This is a genomic window from Pseudooceanicola batsensis HTCC2597 (assembly GCF_000152725.1).
Lineage (GTDB): Bacteria > Pseudomonadota > Alphaproteobacteria > Rhodobacterales > Rhodobacteraceae > Pseudooceanicola > Pseudooceanicola batsensis.
Genome location: NZ_AAMO01000008.1, coordinates 212,413 through 235,891, shown reverse-complemented (window position 1 = coordinate 235,891; position 23,479 = coordinate 212,413). Strand labels below are relative to the sequence as shown.

Annotated in this window: 26 protein-coding genes; 7 read left to right on the top strand and 19 right to left on the bottom strand. The window is 67.7% G+C overall.

Annotated elements, in window-relative coordinates; all coding sequences use genetic code 11:
* Positions 1-6: 6 nt before the first annotated feature.
* From OB2597_RS02425 to OB2597_RS02360, 14 genes are read right to left on the bottom strand one after another with little or no spacing between them, the layout of a single operon-like run.
* A complete protein-coding gene (locus OB2597_RS02425) occupies positions 7-2,376 on the bottom strand; it encodes a xanthine dehydrogenase family protein molybdopterin-binding subunit (RefSeq protein WP_009803923.1) in 2,370 nt (789 codons plus the stop codon).
* Positions 2,369-2,851 (bottom strand): (2Fe-2S)-binding protein, encoded by a 483-nt coding sequence (locus OB2597_RS02420; RefSeq protein ID WP_009803922.1) that lies wholly within the window; start codon positions 2,849-2,851, stop codon positions 2,369-2,371. Before OB2597_RS02420 ends, OB2597_RS02425 begins: the two co-directional genes overlap by 8 nt.
* On the bottom strand, positions 2,844-3,707 hold the full coding sequence (locus OB2597_RS02415; RefSeq protein WP_009803921.1) for an FAD binding domain-containing protein: 864 nt from the start codon (positions 3,705-3,707) through the stop codon (positions 2,844-2,846). The genes OB2597_RS02420 and OB2597_RS02415 overlap by 8 nt, the downstream gene beginning before the upstream one ends.
* A 12-nt stretch (positions 3,708-3,719) precedes the next feature.
* On the bottom strand, positions 3,720-5,036 hold the full coding sequence (locus tag OB2597_RS02410; protein WP_009803920.1) for a TRAP transporter large permease: 1,317 nt from the start codon (positions 5,034-5,036) through the stop codon (positions 3,720-3,722).
* Entirely contained in the window at positions 5,029-5,547 is a 519-nt protein-coding gene (locus OB2597_RS02405; RefSeq protein ID WP_084658528.1) for a TRAP transporter small permease, read from the bottom strand. The genes OB2597_RS02410 and OB2597_RS02405 overlap by 8 nt, the downstream gene beginning before the upstream one ends.
* Before the next feature lie 52 nt (positions 5,548-5,599).
* A complete protein-coding gene (locus OB2597_RS02400; protein WP_040608901.1) occupies positions 5,600-6,613 on the bottom strand; it encodes an asparaginase in 1,014 nt (337 codons plus the stop codon).
* Positions 6,610-6,927, bottom strand: coding sequence for a non-heme iron oxygenase ferredoxin subunit (locus tag OB2597_RS02395; protein ID WP_009803917.1), 318 nt, complete (start codon positions 6,925-6,927; stop codon positions 6,610-6,612). The genes OB2597_RS02400 and OB2597_RS02395 overlap by 4 nt, the downstream gene beginning before the upstream one ends.
* Positions 6,928-6,945: 18 nt before the next feature.
* Entirely contained in the window at positions 6,946-7,890 is a 945-nt protein-coding gene (locus OB2597_RS02390) for a dihydroorotate dehydrogenase (RefSeq protein ID WP_009803916.1), read from the bottom strand.
* Complete coding sequence (locus OB2597_RS02385; protein ID WP_009803915.1) at positions 7,884-8,729, bottom strand: dihydroorotate dehydrogenase electron transfer subunit; 846 nt, start codon at positions 8,727-8,729, stop codon at positions 7,884-7,886. Before OB2597_RS02385 ends, OB2597_RS02390 begins: the two co-directional genes overlap by 7 nt.
* On the bottom strand, positions 8,726-9,256 hold the full coding sequence (locus OB2597_RS02380) for a nuclear transport factor 2 family protein (protein ID WP_009803914.1): 531 nt from the start codon (positions 9,254-9,256) through the stop codon (positions 8,726-8,728). The genes OB2597_RS02385 and OB2597_RS02380 overlap by 4 nt, the downstream gene beginning before the upstream one ends.
* Positions 9,253-9,531, bottom strand: a complete 279-nt coding sequence (locus OB2597_RS02375; protein ID WP_009803913.1) for a cupin domain-containing protein — start codon at positions 9,529-9,531, stop codon at positions 9,253-9,255. Before OB2597_RS02375 ends, OB2597_RS02380 begins: the two co-directional genes overlap by 4 nt.
* Positions 9,528-9,941, bottom strand: coding sequence for a cupin domain-containing protein (locus OB2597_RS02370; RefSeq protein ID WP_009803912.1), 414 nt, complete (start codon positions 9,939-9,941; stop codon positions 9,528-9,530). The genes OB2597_RS02375 and OB2597_RS02370 overlap by 4 nt, the downstream gene beginning before the upstream one ends.
* A gap of 7 nt (positions 9,942-9,948) precedes the next feature.
* Positions 9,949-10,296, bottom strand: a complete 348-nt coding sequence (locus OB2597_RS02365; protein ID WP_009803911.1) for a hypothetical protein — start codon at positions 10,294-10,296, stop codon at positions 9,949-9,951.
* Between the two features lie 11 nt (positions 10,297-10,307).
* A complete protein-coding gene (locus OB2597_RS02360; RefSeq protein ID WP_009803910.1) occupies positions 10,308-11,603 on the bottom strand; it encodes an SRPBCC family protein in 1,296 nt (431 codons plus the stop codon).
* Between the two features lie 175 nt (positions 11,604-11,778).
* On the opposite strand from OB2597_RS02360, the gene OB2597_RS20785 reads away from it, so the two are divergent.
* From OB2597_RS20785 to dctP, 3 genes are all read left to right on the top strand, one after another.
* Positions 11,779-12,432: a GntR family transcriptional regulator gene (locus OB2597_RS20785; protein ID WP_009803909.1), complete on the top strand. Its 654-nt coding sequence runs from the start codon at positions 11,779-11,781 to the stop codon at positions 12,430-12,432.
* A gap of 177 nt (positions 12,433-12,609) precedes the next feature.
* The gene (locus OB2597_RS02350) at positions 12,610-13,827 is read left to right on the top strand and encodes an NAD(P)/FAD-dependent oxidoreductase (RefSeq protein ID WP_009803908.1); all 1,218 of its coding nucleotides are present in this window, start codon (positions 12,610-12,612) and stop codon (positions 13,825-13,827) included.
* A gap of 69 nt (positions 13,828-13,896) precedes the next feature.
* Positions 13,897-14,856, top strand: a complete 960-nt coding sequence (dctP, locus tag OB2597_RS02345; protein ID WP_009803907.1) for a TRAP transporter substrate-binding protein DctP — start codon at positions 13,897-13,899, stop codon at positions 14,854-14,856.
* Between the two features lie 60 nt (positions 14,857-14,916).
* Here the strand turns inward: dctP and OB2597_RS02340 are convergent, their stop codons facing one another.
* Positions 14,917-15,678, bottom strand: coding sequence for an IclR family transcriptional regulator domain-containing protein (locus OB2597_RS02340; RefSeq protein WP_040608947.1), 762 nt, complete (start codon positions 15,676-15,678; stop codon positions 14,917-14,919).
* Between the two features lie 104 nt (positions 15,679-15,782).
* On the opposite strand from OB2597_RS02340, the gene OB2597_RS02335 reads away from it, so the two are divergent.
* Positions 15,783-16,490 (top strand): 3-oxoacid CoA-transferase subunit A, encoded by a 708-nt coding sequence (locus OB2597_RS02335; protein WP_009803905.1) that lies wholly within the window; start codon positions 15,783-15,785, stop codon positions 16,488-16,490.
* Complete coding sequence (locus OB2597_RS02330) at positions 16,487-17,176, top strand: 3-oxoacid CoA-transferase subunit B (protein ID WP_009803904.1); 690 nt, start codon at positions 16,487-16,489, stop codon at positions 17,174-17,176. The genes OB2597_RS02335 and OB2597_RS02330 overlap by 4 nt, the downstream gene beginning before the upstream one ends.
* 50 nt (positions 17,177-17,226) lie before the next feature.
* Here OB2597_RS02330 and OB2597_RS02325 read toward each other — a convergent pair whose 3' ends face one another.
* Together OB2597_RS02325 and OB2597_RS02320 are read right to left on the bottom strand one after the other, a co-directional pair.
* Positions 17,227-18,063, bottom strand: coding sequence for an alpha/beta fold hydrolase (locus tag OB2597_RS02325; protein WP_009803903.1), 837 nt, complete (start codon positions 18,061-18,063; stop codon positions 17,227-17,229).
* Positions 18,060-18,440 (bottom strand): hypothetical protein, encoded by a 381-nt coding sequence (locus OB2597_RS02320; protein WP_009803902.1) that lies wholly within the window; start codon positions 18,438-18,440, stop codon positions 18,060-18,062. The genes OB2597_RS02325 and OB2597_RS02320 overlap by 4 nt, the downstream gene beginning before the upstream one ends.
* 223 nt (positions 18,441-18,663) lie before the next feature.
* Between OB2597_RS02320 and OB2597_RS02315 the strand changes: the two genes are divergently transcribed.
* Positions 18,664-19,533 carry an intradiol ring-cleavage dioxygenase gene (locus OB2597_RS02315; RefSeq protein WP_009803901.1) on the top strand — a complete coding sequence of 290 codons (870 nt, stop codon included), beginning with the start codon at positions 18,664-18,666 and terminating at the stop codon, positions 19,531-19,533.
* 92 nt (positions 19,534-19,625) lie between these two features.
* The gene (locus OB2597_RS02310) at positions 19,626-20,798 is read left to right on the top strand and encodes a muconate/chloromuconate family cycloisomerase (protein WP_009803900.1); all 1,173 of its coding nucleotides are present in this window, start codon (positions 19,626-19,628) and stop codon (positions 20,796-20,798) included.
* A gap of 3 nt (positions 20,799-20,801) precedes the next feature.
* Here the strand turns inward: OB2597_RS02310 and OB2597_RS02305 are convergent, their stop codons facing one another.
* Together OB2597_RS02305 and OB2597_RS02300 are read right to left on the bottom strand one after the other, a co-directional pair.
* Positions 20,802-21,689, bottom strand: a complete 888-nt coding sequence (locus OB2597_RS02305; protein WP_009803899.1) for a LysR substrate-binding domain-containing protein — start codon at positions 21,687-21,689, stop codon at positions 20,802-20,804.
* Positions 21,690-21,828: 139 nt separating this feature from the next.
* Positions 21,829-23,478, bottom strand: coding sequence for a dihydroxyacetone kinase subunit DhaK (locus tag OB2597_RS02300; RefSeq protein WP_040608900.1), 1,650 nt, complete (start codon positions 23,476-23,478; stop codon positions 21,829-21,831).
* Position 23,479: the final 1 nt, after the last annotated feature.

Here is a 23,479-nt window from a genome sequence, read left to right as displayed (position 1 = left end):
CGGTGCTTATTCTGCGTCTTCGGCCGCCATGATCGCGGCAAGGACACGGCCGGGGGTGAACGGCTGCTGCGACACGCGCGCGCCGGTCGGCACGAGCGCATCGCCCAGGGCGGTGCGCACGGCGCCCAGCCCGCCGACCGTTCCGGCCTCGCCCACGCCCCGGGCGCCAAGCCCGGTGGCCCGTGTCGGCGTCGAGACGTGTTCGACGAAGATGTCGGGCATCTCGCCCGCCATCGGCACCACGTAATCCGCCAGGGTGCCGTTGGTGAACTGGCCGTCTTCGGAATACAGGCACTCTTCGTAAAGCGCGGCGCCGATGCCCTGCACGATGCCGCCGCGCAGCTGTTCGTCGACCAGCAGAGGGTTCACGACGGTGCCGCAGTCGTCCACCACCCAGTATCCCAGCAGATCCACCGTGCCGAGCTCGGGGTCGACCTCCAGATGAACGGCATGGACCCCGTTGCTGGCGATATAGGGCAATGCAGCAGGCACGAAGCTTTCCTCGACCGTCATCGGGGGGACCTGTCCGGTCGGACTGTCGTAGGGCCGGTAATGACAAAGCGCCGCCAATTCGGCGAGGTCCAGACCCGAGGCCCCCTTGGGCCCGATGATTTCGCCCTGCTCGAAGCGGAGCGCCTCGGGCTCGCATTGCAGGATCCCGGCGGCGAGCTCCAGAAGACCGTCCCGCAGCCTTGCGCAGGCGCGTTTCGCCGCCTCGCCGCCAAGCGCCATCCCGCGCGAGGCCCAGGCGCCACCGCCATAGGGCGTTCGCCCGGTGTCACCGGCCACCATCCGGACGCCCTCCGGTGCGATGCCGAACTCCCCGGCGATCAGCTGGGCGATGGCGGACAGCGTGCCCTGCCCCTGATCGGTGACGCTCGTCGCGCAGGTCAGGCTGCCGTCCGGTTGCAGGGTGAGGCGGCAGGCCTCGTTCGCGGCGACCGTCAGCCCGAGCGGCCCGTAGAGCCCCGCCCCGACGCCTGTAAGTTCGACGAAGCTGGCCAGCCCGATGCCGCGATAGATCCCCTTCGCGCGCAGCGCCGCCTGCTCGGACCGGAGCGCGGTGTAGTCCATCGCCTCCAGCAGCTTGTCCAGGCAGGCGTCGAGCGAAAGCTCTTCGACGACCAGCCCCGCCTGCGTCGCCCGCGTGCCCTCGTCCAGAGTGCGTCGATAGTTGATGCGGCGCATCTCGGCCGGATCGATGTCGGCGGCCCGCGAGGCCAGGTCGATCATCTCCTCGGTGATGGCGCAGGCAATCGGTTGCCCCACGCCCCGGTAGGCCCCGCTGGGCGCCTTGTTCTGCCGCCATCCGCGCACCTCGGCCCGGAAGGCCCCGACCCTGTAGGGCGCCCCGATCATCTGCGCCGCCTGCATCGCCTCGCCGAAACTGCCGCGCGGATGCATCGCGTAGGCGCCGAAACCCGCGTCGACGACCGCGTCGATCCCCAGGATGTGCCCCTCGGCATCCACCGCCATCCGACAGCTCGCCCGGGCTTCGCGCGCATGGGCGTCCGCGGTGAAGGACTCCAGCCGGTCGACGATGTACTTGACCGGGCGCCCCAGCAGCCGGGACACCGCCACCGCCGCCAGTTCATCGGCATAGGCATGCAGCTTGAGCCCGAAGGCGCCGCCCACGTCCGGCGCGGTGACGCGCACGGATTGCGGCGACAGGCCCAGCTGGCGGGCGTAGACTTCGCGCATCTGCCACGGCACCTGGTGCGACTGCCACACCTCGAGCTCTTCGGTGCGGGGATCCCAGTGCGCGACGATGCCGCGCGGCTCGAGCGTCACGCCGGTCTGACGCCCGAAGCTGAAATCGGCCTCGACCACATGGGCGGCGCCGTGAAAGGCCTCCGAGACATCTTCGGCCCCGAACCGGTGACGGAGCGAGAGATTGTCGGAAAAGCGGGTATGTACCGGTGCGGCGTCTTCCGCCTGCGCATCTTCGATCGAACAGACCGCGGGCAGTTCGTCCCAGTCGAGGAAGACCAGTTCCGCCCCGTCCTCTGCGGCGGCCCGGCTCTCGGCAACGACGGCGGCGACGGCTTCGCCCTGAAAACAGCTTTCGTCCACGACCAGCGGCGGCTGCGGGGCAGAGGCATGGCCGGGCACGCCCGGCGGGTTGGTGTCGAACGGCGCGCAGATCTCGGCAAGCCGCCTGCCATCGATCACCGCAACGACACCGGGGACCTCCAGCGCGTCGTCGGTCTCGATCCCCAGGAGGCGGCCATGCGCGAAAGGCGCGCGCACGAAGGCGATGTGGAGCAGGCCGGGCAGCGTGATGTCGTCCACGTAACGTCCGCGCCCCTCGGCCAGGCGGCGGGCCCCTTCCCGCGGCAGCGGCGCGCCGATCCCGCTATTGGCCAACTCAGTCATCGGCCGTCTCCCGCAGCGCTTCGGCCGCGTCCGAAATCGCCTCGACGATCGCCTGATACCCGGTGCAGCGGCACAGGTTGCCCGAGATGGCATCGCGTATCTCGGCGCGCCCGGGGGCGGCATTCTCGGACAAGAGCTCGCGCGCGGTCATGATCATCCCCGGGGTGCAATAGCCGCACTGGAAGGCATTGCGCGCCACGAAGGCGTCCTGAAGCGCGGCCCCGCACCGATCGTTTCCCGCATGTTCGATGGTTTCGATCTCGGCCCCATCGACCTGCACCGCGAGCGTCAGGCAGGAGCGGGTGACGCGCCCGTCCATCACGACGTTGCAGGCGCCGCACACACCGTGTTCGCAGCCGATGTGCGTGCCGGTTTCGCCGAGTTCGTGACGCAGGAGATCGCCCAGGTGGCCGCGTGTGGAGGGCACCGCGATGCGGCGTCCATTGAGGGTGAAGCGGATCAGGTCGTCAGGCATCGGCAAGCTCCATCGCATCGCGCAGGCAGCGTTCGGCCAGAGCGCGGTATTGTCGGCGGCGCATCGCGGGGGTGGCGAGCGGGCTCTCCAGCGGGTCCACCGCCTCGGCGACGGCCTGCGCCAGATCGGCGGCGAGCCGGGCATCCGGCCTCTGTCCAAGTGCGAGCTCCGCCACCCCGGTCAGAAGATGCGGCGCCGGTTCCGAGGCGAAGGCGACGAGGTCGAAGGCGGCGATGGCGCCCGCGTCGAGGTGCAGCTGCCCCGCAAGCCCGAGGGATGCGAAATCGCCCCGGCGCACGGCAAGTTCCGCGAACATCGCGCGCGCGCCCTCGGGGGCGGCGGGAAAACGCGCCTCGATCAACATCTCATGCGGCGCGCGCCGGGTTTCGTAGAGCCCGTCATAGAAATCGCGGGCCGGAACCTCGCGCGTGCCGTCCCGGCTGGCCAGAACCAGGGTCGCGTCCAGAGCCACGGCACAGGCGGGCATTTCCGCCGCAGGATCGCCATAGGCCAGGCTGCCGCAGGTCGTGCCGCGGTTGCGGATCGCCGGATGGGCGACATGGGGCAGGGCCTGGGCGATCAACGGCAGGGCCCGCGCGGCCTCGGCGCTCGCCATGAGCTGTGCGTGTCGCACCAGCGGACCGATGCGGAGCTTCCCCTCCGCCAGCTCGATGCGGTCGAGCCCGGGAATGTGGTTGATGTCGATCACCAGTTCGGGTGCCTGGAGCCGCAGGTTCAGCGCGGCCACCAGGCTCTGGCCGCCGGCAAGGATCACGGCATCCTCACTGTCGGCGAGCATCGCAAGCGCCTCGTCGAGGGACGTGGCCCGCACGTAGGAGAAATCGGGACTCTTCATCGTCTCACGTCGTCATCGGATCAGATCGGGCAGCCAGCTGACCGTGCCCGGCAGGAACAGCAGCAGGGCGAGCACGGCAAATTCGAGCAGCAGGAACGGCAGGACGGACTTGTAGATCGTCGTCATGGCGAGCGGCCGGTCCGCGACGCTCTGCATCAGGAAAAGCAGAAGGCCGAAGGGCGGCGTCGTCAGGCTGATTTCCAGCGCGATCAGCATCAGCACGCCGAACCAGACCGGATCGACGCCGATCGTGGCCACGATGGGCATGAAGATCGGCAGCGTCAGCATCATCATGGACACCTGGTCCATGAAGCAGCCCAGGAACACGAGGATGCCCAGCATGAAGATGACGAGCATCGTGTTCGACACGCCCGCGCTGGTGACGATCTGCGACATCTCCTGCGTCGCCCCCGAAAAGGCGAGGATCTGCGAGAAGGTGCCGGAGGTACAGATGATGAGCAGGATCATCGCGCTGAACTTGAGCGTCTCGCTGACCGACAGGACCATCGCCCGGATCGAGAGGGTCCGGTAGGCCGCGGCGGCGACCAGCGTGGCGAGAACGCCAAGCGCCGCGCTTTCCGTCGGCGTCGCGATTCCGGCGAACATCGAGCCGACGACCACCACGAACACCCCCAGAAGCGGAACGACATGGGTGAAGATCGGCAGGATACGCTCGCGCAGCGTGAGGACCGGTCCGTCATACGGCGGGGCGATCTCGGGGCTGATGCGGCACCGGAGGACGATATAGCCCAGGAACAGCAAGGCCATGAGCGCGCCGGGCACGATGGCCGCGATCAGCAGATCGTTGATCGAAATCCGGGCGAGCGACCCGAGCAGGACGCCGAGCCCGGAGGGCGGGATCAGCATGGCGATGCCGCCGACGGCGAGGATCGGGCCGATGGCGATGGTCGAGGAATAGCCCCGGTCCTTCATCTGCGGGAACAGCGTCCGGCCGAGCACCGCCGCATTGGCCAGCGTCGAGCCGGAGAGGGACGAGAACACCGTGCCGCCGAGGACCGCGACGATCGACAGGCGGCCCGGCACCTTGCTGATCAGGCGGTCGATGGCGTCGATGGACTTCTGCGCCATGCCGGTCTGCAACATAATCTCGCCCATCAGGACGAAGAGGGGGATCGGCACCAGCGAATACTGCCCGGCCGTCGACCGCATGCTGCGCACCATCTGGGTCAGGCCCATCTCGCCGCCGAGAAAGATCAGCGCGCCGACGATGTTCACGGCGAGGAACGAAAAGACCACCGGCACGCCGAGCATCAGCAGGAACAGGACGCTGCCGAACATCAGCGAGATCGCGAAAATCCACTCAGGCATTGTCTCGGGCTCCTGTCAGGGCGGTGCGTTCGACCGGCTTGCCGAGCGCCAGGTAGATCCGGCGGATGAACTCGACCGCGAGCAGCGCGAGCGCCAGCGGCACCTGCCATTGCAGCAGCCATTCGCTCACCACCACGTCGTTGAATATGAGCTGACCGCTCCTGAAAGAGCCGATCAGGACATCGACGGCATACCGCAGCGTGACGGCGCAGGCGGCGAGACCGATGAAGTCGGTCAGAAGCAGGGCGCGCGCCCGTACCCTCGGCCCCATGTTGTCGAGAACCACCGTCACCCGCAGATGACCGTCGTGGTAGAGCAGCCATGGTGCGGCAAGCATAGCGAGGCTGAAGATGGCGTATTCCGAAAATTGAACGCTTCCCCGGATCAGGCCGATGTTGAACAGGCGCAGGATCGCCTCTCCGCCGATCACCACGACGAGGAAGACCAGCAGGAGGCCCCCCAGGATCGCGAGCCCCAGCAGGATCTTCTCGTAAATTCGTCCCAAGGACACCTTTCAAACCTCCGTGGTGGGTGGGTGCCGGACCGGATCCTCTTGCGGAATCTCAGTCGGTTCCTGCCGGGGTGGGCGCGAGGCGTCCCCAGGTCTGGAGTAGGTCTTCTATGTCGGCGGCGCTGGATTTCGAAGCCAGCGCCAGCATGAGCAGGATGCGGGCCTTCTGAACGCCCAAGGCGCCACCGCCCAGGATGCCGTCTGCCCGGTTATAAGGCTGCACCGGGACGCCGCCGCGCAGGGCGCGGCTCGATTGCACCACCACGACACCCGCGGCGACGGCCTCGAGCATGGCGGCCCGGTCACCGGGCGCCGCACGGCCCGGCGGCATGCCCGCCACCACGAGACCCGCCGCCCCGGCGGCTGTCAGGGCGCGGATCGCGGCGCCGTCGGAACCGGAATAGGACAGCGCGATGTCGACGCGCGGAACCGCGCCTTCCGGCAGGGCGAGGATCCTTCGCGCCGGAACGGGCGGGCGGGCCATGAACAGGGTGCCGTCCGCCTCGATGCGGCCGAGGGGCCCGAACTCGGGCGCCTCGAAGGCGTCGAGCGCGAAATTCGAGGTCTTGCTCACATCGGAGGCCGCGAAGAGCTGGCCGTTCATGCAGGCGTAGACGCCCGCCGGGGCCTGAGTGGCGGCCGAGATCGCCGCGCGCAGGTTCACCATCGCATCGCTCGCCGCGGTGTTGGGCGGCCTCTGCGCCCCGGAGAGGATCACCGGTTTCGTCGCGGCGCAGGTCGCCTCGAGAAAGAACGCGGTCTCTTCCAGCGTCGCGGTCCCGTGCGTGACGACGATCCCCGCAATGCTGTTCTGCCGGTCCAGTTCCTTCACCCTGGCGGCGAGGTCGATCCAGTCCTCCACGGTAATCCCCGTCGAGGGAAGCATCCGGAACGGCACGAGCTCCAGCGCGATCCCGTCGAGGCCCAGGTCCATCGCCTCGACGATCCTGTCGACGGGATTGATCCGACCGGTATCGCCGTAGTCGACCCAGTCGAACGGATGCGCCCCCTCCATCGCGATGGTGCCGCCGGCACCGATCACGGCGACACGGCACGGGGCGCTCACAGCCGCACCTGCACCTGGCCGTCCTCGATGCGCACCGGGTAGGTCCTGACCGGTTTCTCGGCCGGATCGCCGCAGGCCTCGCCGGACTTGTAGTCGAACAGGCCGCCATGCAGCGGGCATTCGAGGACGCAGTCTTCGGTGTCGCAATAGCCTTCGGACAGGAAGGCGCGGCCATGCGTGCAGAGATCGTCGACACAGAAGAAGGACCCGGCATCGTTGACGAGGCACAGGCGCGCCTCTCCGATCTCGAAAGCCCGGGCCTCGCCGTCGGGCAGATCGTCCGCGCCGCAGAGTGTGGTCCAGCTCGTGCTCATCAGGTCATCCTTCATCCGTCACAATGCCACCGCGCCGCGCTGTTCGGACGGCTGATCGCCGGGCAGCATGAGCGCCCCCGTCAGGTCCGACACGCGGGCGATGCCCTTCCGTGTGCAGTAATCCGCGACCCAGTCGATGCTCTGTTCCATCGCAGAGGTATGAACGAAGTTCGTCGTGCCGATCTGAACGGCAGAGGCTCCGGCCAGCATGTACTCGACCACGTCCTCGCCCGTCGCGATGCCGCCGCAGCCGATGACGGGGATCTTCACCGCCTCGGCGCATTGGTTGACCATGCGCAGGATCACGGGTTTCACCGCCGGGCCGGTCAGACCGCCGACCACGTTGCCGAGGCGCGGCGTCATGGTTTCGGCGTCGATCGCCATGCCGAGGATCGCGTTGGCCGTGATGACGGCATCGGCCCCGGCCCCTTCGACGCAGCGCGCCATTTCCGCGATGTCGCCCACGTTGGGCGTCAGCTTGGCCCAGATCGGCAGGGTCGTGTTGGCCTTCATCGCCGTGATCACCTGGGCGCTGGCGACCGGATCCATCCCGAAGGCGCGACCGTGGGCGCGCAGGTTCGGACAAGAGATGTTGGCCTCGATCGCCGCGATGCGCGGATCGGTGATATAACCGGCGAGCTTGCCGAAATCCTCGACCGTGTCGGCCGAGATGCTGGCGATCACCGGCGGACCGAACTTGTCGAAGAACGGCACCGTATGGTTCAGCAGGTAATCCGGTCCCTTTGACGGGATCCCGATCGAAAACAGCGTCGCATCGGTGTATTCCACCACGCGCGGCGGCTTGACCCCCTGCCGCAGGTCCGGCGTGATGGTCTTGAGCACGATCGCCCCGAGCCGGCCCAGATCGACGACATCGGCCATGCCCTCGGCGATCGATCCCGAGGCGGGCATGACCGGGTTCTTCATGCGCACGCCGCCGACGGTCACGGAAAGGTCTACCATGTCGTCACCTCGTTGACGCTGAACACCGGGCCGTCGTAGCAGACCCGCTTCATTTCCTCTTTGCCCTCGGCGTCGCGCACCGGGACCACGCAGGCAAAGCACATGCCCAGACCGCACCCCATGAAGGCCTCGACGGCCACCTGGCCGGGGATTCCCCACTCCGCGCACAGGCCGCGGGTCAGACCCAACAGCCGGTTTGAGCCGCAGGTCGCCATGAAGTCAATCGGGACCTCCGCATGAATCTCGCGCAGCCTGTCGGCGACATCCTCGGGTTTCGAGGTGCCGTCGAGGTCGTTCACCTCGATCACCCCGGCACCCGCCGCCTCGAGCTCGTCGCGCGACATCAGCAGGTCGGGCGCGCGGGCCGAGAGGATGGCCGTCACTCTGGCCCCGCGCTCGGCGGCGAACCTGGCCAGCGGGGCCAGGGTGGCCAGGCCGACGCCACGTGCCACCATGGCCACGTGCTGCGTTCCGGCCGGCAGGTCGAATCCGACCCCCAGAGGGCCGGTGGCGTTCAGCTCGTCGCCCGGCCCAAGCGTCATCAGCGCGCGGGTGCCCTTGCCGGTGACCTTGTAGAGAAAGCCCAGCCGCCTGTTTTCCCGGTCGATCCGGTAGATGCTCATCGGGCGGCGCAGGAAGGGCTGATCGGTGTGGGTGGTCGGACACAGCAGGTGGAAGAACTGCCCCGCGTAGGCCGTGAGACCGGTGGCCGGCGCCTCCACCAGCAACAGCCGGTACTCGGCGTTGACCGGGTCGTTCGACACAACACGGCATCTGTTTTCCGCTCTCGGGAAACGGCCCGCGGGCGCCTCCGCCTGGGCGGTCGCAGTCATGGTCATGCTGCTTGTCCTTTCCTCGGTACGAGACAGGTGACGGCATCGCGCGTCTCCGCGAGCTCGACCTCCTGCAACACTTGAAATCTCATCGACGCGATGCGCCACCCTTCGGTTGTCCGCCGGCAGGTCTGCTCGACCACGCCGGACAAGAGGACGACACGGTCGGTCTTTTCGGGACAGCCCAGTTCGATCAGGCGCCAGCGCACCTGCGCGGTGTCGCCGTCCAGCCCGATCTCGGGACAGACATAGTGATGCAGCGTATAGTCCCACGGGCTCGTCTCGAAGAATGCCCCGATCGCCGCGCGCCCCTTGAGCGGCCCGCCGAAGCCTGCGACGTCCCATTCCGCATCCTCGGCGAAGCAGGCCGCCTGTTCCGCCGCCGCGCGGGCCACCGCTTCTGCATCGAGGCGCGCAAGATCGGGCGCGTACTTGGCATCCGCCGCCCGCGCGTAACGCTGCATGAGGTCGCGGATGGCCTCGCGATCCTCGAGCCGCGTCAGACGCTCCGAAAGGGCGGCCGTTTCGCTCATTTCAGGAAAACCCGATACAGGAGCGCGGGCGCCTCGAACTGCCAGGACCGTTCGGCCCCGGAGGGGATCAGCACGCCCTGCCCCCCGGCAAGGTCATGAACCTCGCCGTCGCAGGTCAGCCGCCCGGTCCCCTCGATCAGCGCGACGAGTTCTTCGCCGGCCGTATGCGCCCCGATCGGCTCCGAAACCCAACGCATGTCCACGGCCAGCTCGTCCCCGGCCGCCGCAAAGGGTGTCCTGCCCATGTCGGTGGTGTAGGTGACGCAATCGCTCATGCCTTGTCCCCCGTGGGATAGTAGACCTTGGTCTCCCCGGACTTGCCGTATTCCTCGCGCGGCGGCGTCACCACGTTCAGTCGCAGGCACATCCCTTCGTCGTCGAACCGGTTGACACCGGAATGGTACCGGTCTGCGGGCATCACCATGACCACCCCTTCCTCGAGCTCGACCGCTCCCTCGGGCGCATCCACGTCCTCGCCCAGGTTGACCGTGCAGCCGCCGCGCAGCTGCAGCGTCACCTCTTCGCCATGCGCGTGGGATTTCGGCGGAATATCCGCACCCCTCGCGGCGCGGAAATTCACCACCCCGACGCTCAGCGCCTCGCCGACGACGGCCTGCATGTAGAGACCGTCCTCGACGACCTCGCGCAGGTCACTGTCGAAACTGAATATCTGACACTTCGCCATGCCGCCCTCAGATCGCCGGGCGGAGCGGGTGACGCTCTTCCGGCGCGAAGAGCTTGGATTCGTAGCCGTCCACCACTTCCACCTCGGGGTCGTAGCTTTCGATGGCGGGCGCCACCTCGGCCAACGACAGAAGCAGGTAGAAGAGATTCAGGGTCGGCGCGTCCAGATCGCCCTCGGCCTGCGCCGCGTCGATATGGGCGCAGATCTCCTCGACATGCGGCTCCATCGCCAGCGCGAAGGCCGAGATGTCCTCGAAGCTGCTCTTCACCCGACGCGCGTTGCGCTCGGTTTCGGTCGCCAGGCACCATGCGTCCCACTCGGACAGCGCCGCGAATTTCTGCGGAAGCTCTGCCATTCTATCGCTCCTTACTCTGCGGCCTGCGCGGCCGCGTCTGCGGCGAGGCCATCATTGATGATCCTGTCGACGACCACGGCCTGATGGCGGACCATCAGTTCGAAATCGTTGATCACCATCTCTTTCTTGGCGCCGGTCTCGGCGGCCGACTGCGTCATTTCGAGCGTGCCCAGGTCCTCGAGCAGCACGTCGCGCAGCGTGACCTTCATGTATTCCTGGTAGAACCGTCCCCCCGCGGTCTTCATTTCCGGGTAATAGACCCGCGCCTCGAACAGCGTCTTGTTGTGCGCGATCGGGCGGAAATTGTACGCCTGGAAATAGTTGGGACGGCACGACAGGTAGAAGTCGGGAAAGACCACGTTGATGTCGAAAGCCCAGTGCGGGTGATTGGTCCAGTTGAGCGCCTCGGGCAGCTTCACCTTCGACAGGTCGATCTTGGTGCCCCCTGCCCCGGCGGCCAGCGCCTTGCCCGCGATCCGCTTGCCGATGTCGGCACTGCCCGAGACCGAGCTTTCCGTCGCGCCGCTCGTGGCGGCCTGCGGGTTGCCGTAGACGGTGTTGGGATTGCCGGCGATCGACAGCCGGCGATGCACGTCCCCGCAGAGCCCGTCGATCGGATGCAGGTTGCCCTCTTCGTCCTTTTCGAGCGAATCCGCGATGGACCGCCCGTGGACATAGCCCACGTGATAGGTTTCCTGGAACGCGTCGAGCGCCAGCTTCCAGTTGCAGTCCACCACCGCTGTCCAGCCGTAGCAGGCCGTGAACTTCTCGAACGGATAGCCGTCGAGGCCGCCGTACATCGGCTCCATGAACTCGGCCAGCGTTTGCGCCGGCTCCGGGTCCATGTTGATGAAGATGAAGCCCTGCCAGACGTCGCAGGAGACCTTGGACAGGCCGTGACAGGCCTTGTCGAACCCGTCCATGAAGGACTTTTCGTCCGGCACCCCCGAGAGCGAGCCGTCGAGATCGTAGGCCCAGCCGTGGAACTTGCAGAAGAACTTGCGCGTCGTGCCGTAGGGTTCGTAGGCGACCTTGTTCAGACGGTGCGAACAGACGTTGTGGAACGCGTTGATCTGACCCGAGCGGTCCCGCGCGATGACGATCGAGGCATCGAGCGCGGCAATGTCGCGCACCATGTAGGACCCCTTCCGGGGAAGCTCCTCCACACGGCCGATGTGCAGCCAGGTCTTCTTGAAAAGATACTTCTTCTCGGCCTCCCAATAGGACGGATCGATATAGGGAGCGACGGGAAGGTTGCACCGACCCAGTTCGGGATAGCGATCGTGGAGTCTGGCTTTGTCTGTCATGGTGTCCTCCTGATTTAGCGTATACCGTATACACTATTTAGGATCGCGCAAGCCAAAATTTCCGGGTGTTGACCTGCGGGGACAAACCACCAATACCAAGAGGGTGATGACCGGAACGCCCCCATGCAGCGGTCGCTCAGGGGGCGCGAATGGCGGATTTGCGAGGAAAGCCACGATGTCGAAGTCGATTGTCCGGGCCGTCGACCTGCGCCAGCAGGTTTACGAAAATCTCCGTTCACGGATCACCAGCGGCGAATTCGACAAGGACACGCGCTTCTACGAACGGACCTTCGCCGATGAACTCGGCGTATCACGTACCCCGGTGCGCGAGGCGCTCGCGATGCTCGAACAGGACGGTCTCCTGTCGCAGGCTGCGCGGGGCTATCGGCTCCCCCGCATGTCGCGCCAGCAGGTCATCGACGTCACCGAGATCCGCCTGCTGCTCGAACCCCACGCGGTCGCCTCGATGGTGCGCGACACCTCTCCCGGCGAATTGAAGAAGATGGCCGCGAAGATCCGTAAGGAGGTCGCCGACTCCCGGGACAGCGGGGCCTATATCTCGTCCCACGGGCGCTTGCGCGAACTGATCCTCGGCAAGGTCCGCAACCGGGCGCTGGTGGATGCAATCCAGCAGTACGAGGATTCCATCCATTTCGTCCGCGTCAGCACCCTGGGCCAGGCGGACTGGCGGCGCATGTCGGCCGAGGGGATGCTCGAACTGGCCGATGCCCTCGAAGCCGGAGACGCCGAGGCCGCGTCGGAGATCCAGGGCCGCCTGCTGACCAAGGCCCGTGATTCCTTTCTCGAATTTTCCGATGCCGAGGGCTGAGGGCTGACGGCGGAGCAGGGCTGTCCGTGCGCCGAGCGCACCTCGTCGCGCGGGCCGTTCGCCTCTTGGAAACAAGCGTCTTTCCGGTCGCCTCGGGCCGGCGCGCGCCATCGTTGACAGGATTAGTGTATACCGTATACCGTATTCACGACCGAACAGGCGAAGAGGCAGATCCAGATGGACCACGCTCAGCTCCCGATTCTGATCGTCGGCGCCGGACAGGCCGGGGCCCGCACGCTGCGGGCGCTGATCGGCCACGGGGTCACGCAGCCGGTGATCCTTGCCGGCGACGAACCGCACGCCCCCTACGACCGCCCGCCCCTCAGCAAGGACCTGCTGAAAGCCTTCGACCCCGAGAACGCGGACCCGCTCTGCCCGGACGAGGTCCTCGCCGCGCCGAATGTCGAGCTGAGGCTGGGCGATCCCGTCACCCGCATCGACTATGACGACCGGGTCGCGACGACGGCATCGGGCGGAACGATCGCCTTCGCTGCGCTCGTGCTTGCCACCGGCGGCCGCTCGCGCGATCTGCCGATCCCGGGCGGCGATCTCTGCATCGGCCTGCGCAACATGGACGATTGCGGCCGGCTGTCGCGCGCCTTCGAGACCGCGAAGCGGGTCGTCGTGATCGGTGGCGGCGTCATCGGGCTCGAGGTGGCCGCCGCCGCGCGCGACCGCGATATCGGGGTGACCGTGCTCGAGGCGGGCCCTCGCATCATGGCGCGGATCCTGCCGCCGACCGCCTCGGACTGGCTCGCAGGCCGGCACCGGGAAAACGGCACCGATGTCCGGACCGGCATCGCCGTTCAGTCCGTCGAACAGGCCGGAGAGGGCTATCTCGTGCACACCGATCGCGGCGCTTTCGAGGCCGACGTGGTACTCGCCGCGATCGGCATGGCTCCCAACACGCAGCTTGCGCCCCCGGCGGCGATCGGCCCCGCCGGCGGAATCCTCACGGATGCGAGCGGCCGCGTCCCCGGCTGTCCCGACGTCTATGCCGCGGGCGACGTGGCCGAGAGCTTCAACCCCCATTTCGACGCCCACGTGCGGCTGGAAACCTGGCGCAATGCCGACCGGCAGCCGCAGGCCATCGCCGCCACCATCGCCGGCGAAGCCGCCGAACATGCCGAGGTCCCGTGGATGTGGACCGATCAGCTGGGCCATAACGTGCAGGTCGTCGGCAACTGGACCGAGACCGCCCGCGAGGTGGCGCGCGGCGTGCCCGGCGAAAAGGGCTCGTGCCTGTTCTGGACCTGCGACGGCGTCCTCGCGGGCGGGGTCCTGTTCGACAACGGACGGGATCGCCGGTTTTTGGAAACGCTCGTGCGGAACAAGGCCAACGTTCTGGACGAAAGCCTTGCCGACCCCGAGGTTCGGCTCAAGAAACTCGCGTAGTTCGAAACCCGGAACCCGCGATCAACAGAAACCCGGAAACGGGTCCGTATTACCAACAGGAGAAACGACATGAACATGAAACTGATGTCCACCGCCCTGGTCGGCGCGATGGCCCTGACGGCCCCGGCCACGGCCGAGGAACTGACGCTGCGCGCGGGCGTCTTCGTGCCGCCGCACACCACCTACGGCGCGCCGTTCCAGATGTACGCCGACCACCTGAACGAGATCGGCGAGGGCGTGCTCCAGATCCGCATCGTCGGCGGACCCGAGGCCGTCCCGGCCACCGAACTCGCCACGGCCGTCTCGAACGGCGTGCTCGACATGGCCGCCCTGCCCCCGTCCTACTACAAGGGCCAGATGGTCGAGGCCGACGCGCAGTCGCTGACCCCGCTGTCGGTGGCCGAACAGCGCGAGACCGGCGCCTATGCCGCGCTCGACGAGATCGCGCAGAACAAGATGGGCGTGACCTATGTCACCACCTACGGCGACGGCGTGCCGTTTCACATCTTCCTGACCAAGGAGATCGAGGAGCTCGGCGATCTCGACGGCATGCGCCTGCGCGGCCAGACGACCTACAACCTCATCTTCGACGAACTCGGCGTGAACAACACCCCGATCCCGGCGCCCGACATCTTCACCGCGCTCGAGCGCAAGACGGTCGACGGCTATGGCTGGGCCCTGTGGGGCATCGGCGACATGGGCTGGATGGACATGACAGCGGTCCGCGTCGATCCGGGCTTCTACAACGTCATCATCAACGTCCTGATGAACAAGGACACCTACGACTCGCTCACCGAAGAGCAGCAGGGCATCGTCGACGAGACCACCGCCTGGTTCGAAGAGATGATGGTCGAGTGGAGCGCCGAGAAGACCGAGGCCGAACTGGCCGCGCAGGAGGCCGCCGGGGTGGCCTCGTTCGACGCCGGGCCGGAACTCCGGGAAACGGCGACTGCGATCTACTGGAAGGACCTCGAGACCCTCAGCCCCGAGATCGAACGCCTGCGCCCGCTTCTGGCCCCCGAAAGCTGACACGCCTCACCGCGAGGGATCAGGCCGCCCCGGTTCCCCCGGGGCAGCTTTTCCATGCCGTCAGGCCAGCACCCGCCTGAGCCCCGCCTGAACCCGCACGAGCGATCCGTGAAAGCGGTCGACAAGCTCCCCGGCGCTCGCCTGGGTCGCGGCCAGCCCGATGTTCAGCGCCGCGACCACTTCGCCATGCACGTCCAGCAACGGCACCGCGATCGAGCGCAGGCCGATCTCGACCTCTTGGTCGATGACCGCATAGCCGTCGCGCCGGACGCGGTGGACGCGCTCCATGATCTCGTCCGGGTCAGTGAGGCTGTAGGCCGTGCGCGGGGACAGATCGGACCGCCTGACAAGCGCCGCCGCCTCGGCCTCGGGACGCGCGGCCAGCAACACCCGGCCCATCGAGGTGCAATGGGCCGGCAGCCGCGATCCGGGCATGAGACCGATCGACATCACCCGCCGCTGTGCCGCGCGGGCGAGATAGACGATCTCGGTCTCGTCTAGGATCGAGACCGAGGTCGACTCCCCGATCCGCTCCGACAGCTGGTCGAGCCACGGTTGCACCAGCTGCGGCAGGGGCAGCGCGGCGAGGGCGCCCATTCCCAGCCGCAGGATGCGGGGCGTGGCGGTGAAGAACTTGCCGTCGAACTCGGCATAGCCCTGCCGGTGCAGCGTCAGCAGGCACCGCCGCGCTGTCGCACGGTCCAGCCCCGTCCGCCTGGCGACATCGGTGATGGTCAGGCGCGGTGTTTCGGCGCCGAAACATTCGATGACCTGCAGGCCCTTGGCCAGCGAAGCGATATGGTCGGTCGGTTTGTTCATCATGCGCACAAGCCATGACAGAATCTGAACAAAGGTCAATATGCGCACGATTTCTGTGGCCCGCTCCGATCCCGCATCCTACCCCCGATGCCGAAGGAGGACCTGACATGGACAAGACCATTCAGACCGCCGCCGAGGCCGTCGCGCAGATCCCGGACGGGGCGACGGTGATGATCGGCGGCTTCGGCGGCTCGGGCGCGCCGGTCGAACTGATCCACGCGCTGATCGACCAGGGGGCCCGGCACCTGACCGTCGTCAACAACAACGCGGGCAACGGCCACGTCGGCCTGGCCGCGCTGATCGAACAGGGCCGTGTCGACAGGCTGATCTGTTCGTTCCCCCGCTCGGCCGATCCCAGCGTCTTCGTCGAGGCCTACAAGGCCGGCCGCATCGCGCTCGAGATCGTGCCCCAGGGCACCCTGGCCGAGCGCATCCGCGCGGGCGGCGCGGGGATCCCCGCCTTCTACACGCCAACGGCCTACGGCACCGAGGTGGCCGAGGGCAAGCCGGTCGAGATCTTCGAGGGCCGCGCCTACGTGCAGGAACGCTGGCTCAAGGCGGATGTCGCGCTGATCAAGGGCGAGCTGGGCGACAGCCACGGCAACCTGACCTACCGGATGGCCGCGCGGAACTTCAATCCGGTCATGGCCATGGCCGCGACGACCACGATCGCGCAGGTCTCGCGCCTCGTGCCGCTCGGCGGGATCGACCCCGAACACGTCATCACGCCGGGGATCTTCGTCAACCGCCTGGTCGAGATCGCCAACCCCGCGCAGGAAGAAGAACTGAACCGGGCGGAGGCCGTGTACCCATGATCGACATCAGCCAGATCAAGCTTTCGAACGCACAGATCGCCTGGCGTGCCGCTCAGGACATCGAGGACGGGGCCTATGTGAACCTCGGCATCGGTTTTCCCGAGATGGTGGCGCAGTTCCAGCCCGAGGGGAAACAGGCGATCTTCCACACCGAGAACGGAGTTCTAGACTTCGGCAAGGCGCCGGAGCCGGGGAACGAGGACTGGGATCTCATCAACGCCGGGAAAAAGGCGATCACGCTCAAGCCCGGTACCTCCTTCTTCCACCATGCCGACAGTTTCGCGATGGTGCGGGGCGGGCATCTCGACGTGGCGATCCTGGGGGCCTACCAGATCGCGCAGAACGGGGACCTCGCCAACTGGTCGACCGGCAAGGGGGGCATTCCCGCCGTCGGCGGCGCGATGGACCTGGTGCAGTCGGCGCGGCGCATCGCGGTGGTCACGGATCACGTCACCAAGAAGGGCGACCCCAAGCTGGTCGAGAGCTGCACCATGCCCCTGACCGGCGTGGGCTGCGTCACGCGCATCTACACCTCGCTGGCGGTCGTCGATGTCGCAGAGGGCCGCTTCGTCCTGCGCGAGAAGATCCCCGCGATCCCGATGGACGATCTGCAATCCCTGACCGGCGCCCAGCTCCATACGGACGGGGCGGTGAACGACCTGGTCTGCCCCGCCGAACTGGCCTGACACGTGCCGGGCCGGGCCGGGGCGATGGCGCCGCCCCGGCCCGGCAGCGGTCACGGCATCCGGTCCAGCCCCTCGACAAAGAACGGCCGGAAGGCTTCGGGATGTTCGCTCATGGGGAAATGGCCGACCTCGTCCATCACCGCCAGGGTCGCCCCCGCCACCTGGTCCGCCGTGCGCCGGGCATCCTCGGGCGTGCAGGTGAAGTCATAGGCGCCGACGATGAAATGCACCGGGGTCCGTGCCGTATCGATGCGGTGAAGCTGCCCCACGAGGCTGTCGTCCCGGGTGTAGAAGCTCAGATCGCCGCGGAAGACGCCCGGCCCCGACTGCATGAACATCCACAGCGTGTTCGCCCGTTCGGCCTCGGGGGCATGGGGCGAGATGTTGGTCGAGACCAGCGCTGCCCCCATCTCTCCGCCATGGGCGTCGGGACGCTGGAACCAGTCGATGTCGTACCAGGCGGGCTGGAAATCGCTGGCCTCTATGGCAAGAAACCCCGAGAAGGCGTCGGGATGGTGCACGGCAAGCTGCAAAGCGATCCGCCCGCCCATCGACACCCCCGCCAGAACCGGACGGTCAAGGCCCAGCCCGCGCACCACGGCCAGCACCGTTTCCATGTAGGCCTCGGTCGTCAGCAGATATTCCTCCGTCATGAACCCCTCGGGCGGCAGGCTCTTGCCGTGCCAGGGCATGTCGAAGGCGATGATGCGATTGCCCCGGGTGATCTCGGGATCGTTCAGGATGTGGCGCCACTGGCGCGTGTCCGATCCCGCCGTGTGCAGGCAGAGAACCGGCCGCCCCTGCCCGGCCTCCTCGAAATAGATGCGCTGGCGACGCCCCGCCGCCTCGACGGTCACATAGCGTCCGGTGATCTGCTCGATACTCATTCCACTGCCTCCCGGCGCGCGCGCGGCAACGCCAGCACCTCTTTGAAGAACCGCAGGTTCCGGACGAGCAGAAGCATGTCGCCGACGATCTCGGCCCGTCCGATCTTGACCATGGCAAAGATGTCGTGAAGGCCGGGCGCGGGGGTCGCGGTCCAGAATTCCTCCAGCGCCGCGCCGTCGGTGATGAAACCGAAGCGGTAGGGCGTCTTCTTCGACGGCCCCTCGACCACCCGGTCGATCCGGCCCTTGTCGAAGACCAGGTAGAACTCGTCTCCGTCCACCTTGATCAGCACCGTCTCCGAAAACAGCGCCCCCAGCCGGTGCAGGTGCGGCGCGGCATCCAGCATCGCCTGGATACGCCTCATTCGTTCCATCATCGCGTGACCTCCTCGTCCCGATGCGCCGCGCGGCCCGCGCGCCTCCCGGTCTTCGCCAATACCTTAACGCACCGCAAGACGGCACCGTGAAACCTTTCGGGTATCGCGCAATACCCCCCGCACGGCTTCCTGAAGACCGTTCGGCGGTGCACTCTCCGGCGGACCAAGACGGGGCCCGGCGAAAACGCCGCCGCGAACGCCCCACCTGAGGAGGAGAAGCCCCATGCGTAACGTTACCATAGACAATGTCACCGACGTCGTCGTCGACTCGATCGGCGCGTCGAACGACGTGCCCGCCCGCCAGAAGGAGGTCATGACCGCGCTGGTCCGTCACCTGCACGCGTTCTGCAAGGAAGTGAACCTGAGCAGCGACGAGTTCATGAAGGCCTGCGATTTCCTCGCCCGCGCCGGTGCCGTCTGTTCCGACAAGCGGCAGGAATTCATCCTGCTCTCCGACATCCTCGGCGTCGAGGTTCTGGTCGACATGCTCTCGAACCCCACGCCCAACGGCGAGACGACCGGCACGGTGCTCGGCCCCTTCTTCCGCGAGAACGCGCCGGTGCTGCCGCAGGGCGCCTCGATCGTCCAGAAGCACTTCGACAACGAGGAAACCGTCTTCATCGACGGCTATGTCAAGGATGCCGACGGCAAGCCGGTGGCGCAGGCGGTGCTCGACGTCTGGGAGGACGCGCCGAACGGCCTCTACGAGAACCACGATCCCGAGCAGCCGGAATACAACCTGCGCGGCCGGTTCGAGACCGACGAGAACGGCTATTACTGCTACCGCGCGATCCGGCCCGTGCCCTACCCCATCCCGTCCGACTGGACCGCGGGCGAGATGATCTCCTACATGGGTCACCACACCATGCGCCCCGGCCACATCCACGTGATGATCACCAAGCCCGGCTACCGCACGCTGGTCTCGCAACTCTACGATGCCTCGTCCGACTACCTCGACAACGACGCGGTCTTCGCGGTCAAGGAAGACCTGATCGGCGACTTCTCGAAGGCGACCGAAGAGATGGGCACCGACCTCTATGTCCGGTTCGACTTCACCCTCGCCGACGAAGCCGTCGCGATGGCCGCCGAGTAACGCGACACCGGCGCATGCGGGGTCTCTCCGCATGCGCCCGACATGCCCCCCGGCGCGGCAGGCCCCGGCCCCCGCGCGAAAGGATATCCCGAATGCCCACGCCCCCGACGGCAGCCGTCATCGAGATTGCCAAGGACGCACAGCGCGACACGCGGATCGACGCCATCGAGACCCGCATCGTCGATTGCATCACGACGCGCCGGCACAAGCTGTCGAACACCGAGATCACGCATCAATCCTACGTCATCGTCGAGGCCAAGCTGGCCTCGGGCGCGGTCGGATACGGCGAGGCCTCGACCCTGGGCGGCCCGCGCTGGTCCGAGGAAAGCGTCGAGGCGATCCGCGCCAATATCGACACCTACATCGCGCCGGTGCTGATCGGCCAGCCCGCGCTCGCCTTCGAAGCGAACGCGATGCGGATGAAGAAGGCGGTCAGCCGCAACAGCTCGGCCCGTGCCGCGGTCGAATCCGCGCTCTACGATGCGGCGGGCAAGACGCTCGATCTGCCCGCGGCCGCGTTCCTCGGCGGGCAGGTCCGCGACCGGACCGAGGTTCTCTGGGCGCTGGCCTCCGGCGATGCCGAGCAGGAGATCGAAGAGGCGCGCGCCAAGCTCGCCGCCCGGGAACACCGGCGGTTCAAGATCAAGCTGGGGTTCCACAGCCCCGCCGAGGACATGGTGCGCCTGCGCAGGATCATGTCCGCGATGCCCGACGGCACCGAGATGGTCGTCGACGTGAACCAGGGCTGGTCCGAGGCGACCGCCATCCGCTATCTGCCCGAACTGGCCGAGCTCGGGGTCGCGCTGATCGAGCAGCCGCTCCACCCAGGCCAGCTGGCCGCCACCGCCCGCATCGCCGCCCGCAGCGCGATCCCGATCATGACCGACGAAGCCGCGTTCACGAACCAGGAGCTGGTTCAGAACGCCACGGCGGCCTCGGGCAGCGTCTATTCCCTCAAGCTGGTCAAATCCGGCGGATTGCAGGAACTGAAGCGCGCCGCCGGGATCGCCGGCGCCTTCGGGATGGAACTCTACGGCGGCTGCCTTCTCGAAAGCGGCATCGGGGCGGCGGCGCACATGGCCGTCTTCTCGACCCTGCCGACGCTCGAATGGGGCTGCGAACATTTCGGCCCGCGGATCCTCAAGACAGACCTGACCTCGGCCGGCCTCGTCTACGAGGATTTTCACATCCTCATGCCCTCCGGCCCGGGCCTCGGGATCGCCGTCGACAGGGACGTGCTGCGCGACGCCACCCGCAAGGCCTGACCTCTACCGTCCGCGCACGAACCGCTGCGCGACCTCGAGGAACTGAAGCACCTGCCTCGACTGGTTGTCGCGCCGCGCATGGATCGTCAGCCCGGTCCCGGGGTTCGGCCCCTCGTAGGACCGGAAGAACACGCCGGGGCGGGTCGTCCGCGAGACGCTTTCCGGCACGACCGAGATGCCCACCCCCACGGACACCAGCGCGATGGCCGTCTGGTAATCCTGCGCGAGTTCCAGCGCGGCGGGCTCGAAATCCGCCTGCCGGCACAGGTCGAGGACAAAGTCCGCATAGCTCGGCCGCGGGCGGCGGGGATAGAGCACGAAGGCCTGGTCCCCCAGGTCGGCGAACCGGATCGTTGCCCGTGTGGCCAGGTCGGAATTGTCCGGCACGGCGAGGATCAGGGGTTCGCGCTCCAGCGGTTCACGCCGCAACTCCTCGTCCTTCAGCTCGGGGCGCGCGACGGCGATGTCGATCTCGCGCTGCACCAGCGCCGAATGCAGCGCGGCGTTGTTCATGGCCGACAGGGCCAGCTCGACATCCGGATAATGCGAGCGGTAGGACTTGATCAGGCTGGGCAGTACCCCGTGCGACGCCGAGCCGACGAAGGCGACCCTCAGCCGCCCCGCCCCCCCTGCCCCGACAAGGCGGGTCTCCTTGTAGGCCGACTCAAGACGATCGACGAGTTGCCGCGCATGGCCTTCCAGAACCCCGCCCGCCTGCGTCAGACGGATCTGGCTCCGGCTCCGGTCGAAGAGCCGCGCGCCGATATCGGCCTCCAGCGCGGCGATCTGCCGGCTGAGCGGCGGCTGCGCGATGCCGAGCCGCGAGGCCGCCCGGCCGAAATGCAGTTCGTCCGCGACGGCGAGAAAATATTTCAGTCTCCGCAGCTCCATCGGCGCCATTCCGAAAAGGTATCGCAAGCCGATCGACCATACTCGTGACAGCCCCCGTGCGGCAACCCTGCGCCCGGGTCATCCGCCCCCGGCCGGCGGGGAACCCGCACCGGGGCGCAGTCGCGGCGCCCGGGACAGATCAGGTGGTCGCGGGCTGGTCCGCCCCCGCCGACAGCTGCTCGAACAGCCGGGCCACCGCCTCGGCGCCGGGATCGTTCTGGCCGCTCAGCTGCTCGGGGTTGATGTAGGTCGCCCGCCCCGCCTTGGCGCGCAGCATCTGTCCGGTCGCATCCGCGCCCTCGCGCGCGACCTTCGCCGCCCTGTCGATCCCGCCCTCGTCCAGCGCGGTCAGCGCCGGGTGCAGCGCGTCCACCATCGTCCGGTCGCCCAGTTCGGCGCCGCCGACCTCCTGCATCCGGTCCAGCCCGGTGCGCAGGGCCTCGCGCATCGGCACTCCGCTCGAGGCCGCGTCCCCGGCGGCGGCGAAGAAGATCGCCAAAAGGACGCCCGACGAGCCGCCCATGGTCTGGCTCAGCTCCTGCCCGATGGCTCGGCACAGCTGGGTGTGATCGGCCAGCGGCAGCCGGTCCATCGCCTGGATCAGCGCCCGCGCCGCGGTGGCAAGCGTGGTGCCCGTATCGCCGTCGCCGGTGCGGGCGTCGAGCGCGTTCAGATCCGCCTCGGCCGCGATCAGGATCTCGCAGCAGCGGGTCAGGAAGTCGCGCGTGGCAGGATGATCCGACGGCAGCGGCTGGATCGGCCGCAGCCCGTCGGGCAGTTCCCGGACCTCCACCGGCGTCAGCGCGTTCACCCCCGGCCAGGCCGCGACGGGCGTGGCGGCCTGCAGCGCGGCCAACTCCTCCTCCTCGGCCGGGAAGACCGAAATCGAGAAGCCGTGCATCTCGAGCGAGGTCATCATCGAGGCCGGGCCCACGACCCAGCCCAGCCGGTCCGCGATGGACGAGCGCGCCAGCTCGTGCGCCAGCACCTGCATTTCCAGCACCGAGGCACCGCCGAGGTTGTTCAGCAGGGCGACATGTTTCGTGCCGGCGGGCATCAGGCTCGACAGTTTCTCGGCCATCATGGCGACGGCGGTGCGGGCATCGACGTAATCCACCTGCTCGACCCCGGCCTCGCCATGGATGCCGAGACCCAGTTCGGCCTTGCCCTCGGGGATCCGGTCGTCCTTGGGGGCGCCGGGCACCGAACAGGTATCGAGCGACATGCCGATCGAACGGATGCGCCCGATCGCCTTCTCCGCCGCCGCCGTCACCGCGGCCAGATCGGCCCCCCCCTCGGCGACCGCCCCGGCGATCTTGTGAACGAAGAGCGTGCCCGCCACACCCCGCGCCTGCGGCAGATCGGGCAGCGCCACGTCGTCATCGACCACCACCATGCTGACGTTCAGCCCGAAGGCCCGCGCGCGCTCGGCCGCCAGACCGAAGTTCAGGCGGTCGCCGGTATAGTTCTTGACGATCAGCAGGCAGCCCGCCGGCCCCGTCACCGCCAGGATCCCCGCCAGCACCGCATCGACCGAGGGCGAGGCGAAGACGTCGCCGCAGATCGCCGCCGTCAGCATCCCCGGCCCGAGGAACCCGGCGTGCGAGGGCTCGTGCCCCGACCCGCCGCCCGAGACCAGCGCCACCTTGCTCCGGTCCCAGTCCGCGCGCACCACGGCGCGGATGTGCGGATAGCCGTCCAGCCGCGCCAGCCGCCCGCCGGAGCAGGCGATCATCCCGTCCACGGCCTGGTTCACGAGGTCTTCCTTGCTGTTCATGAACAGGGTCATC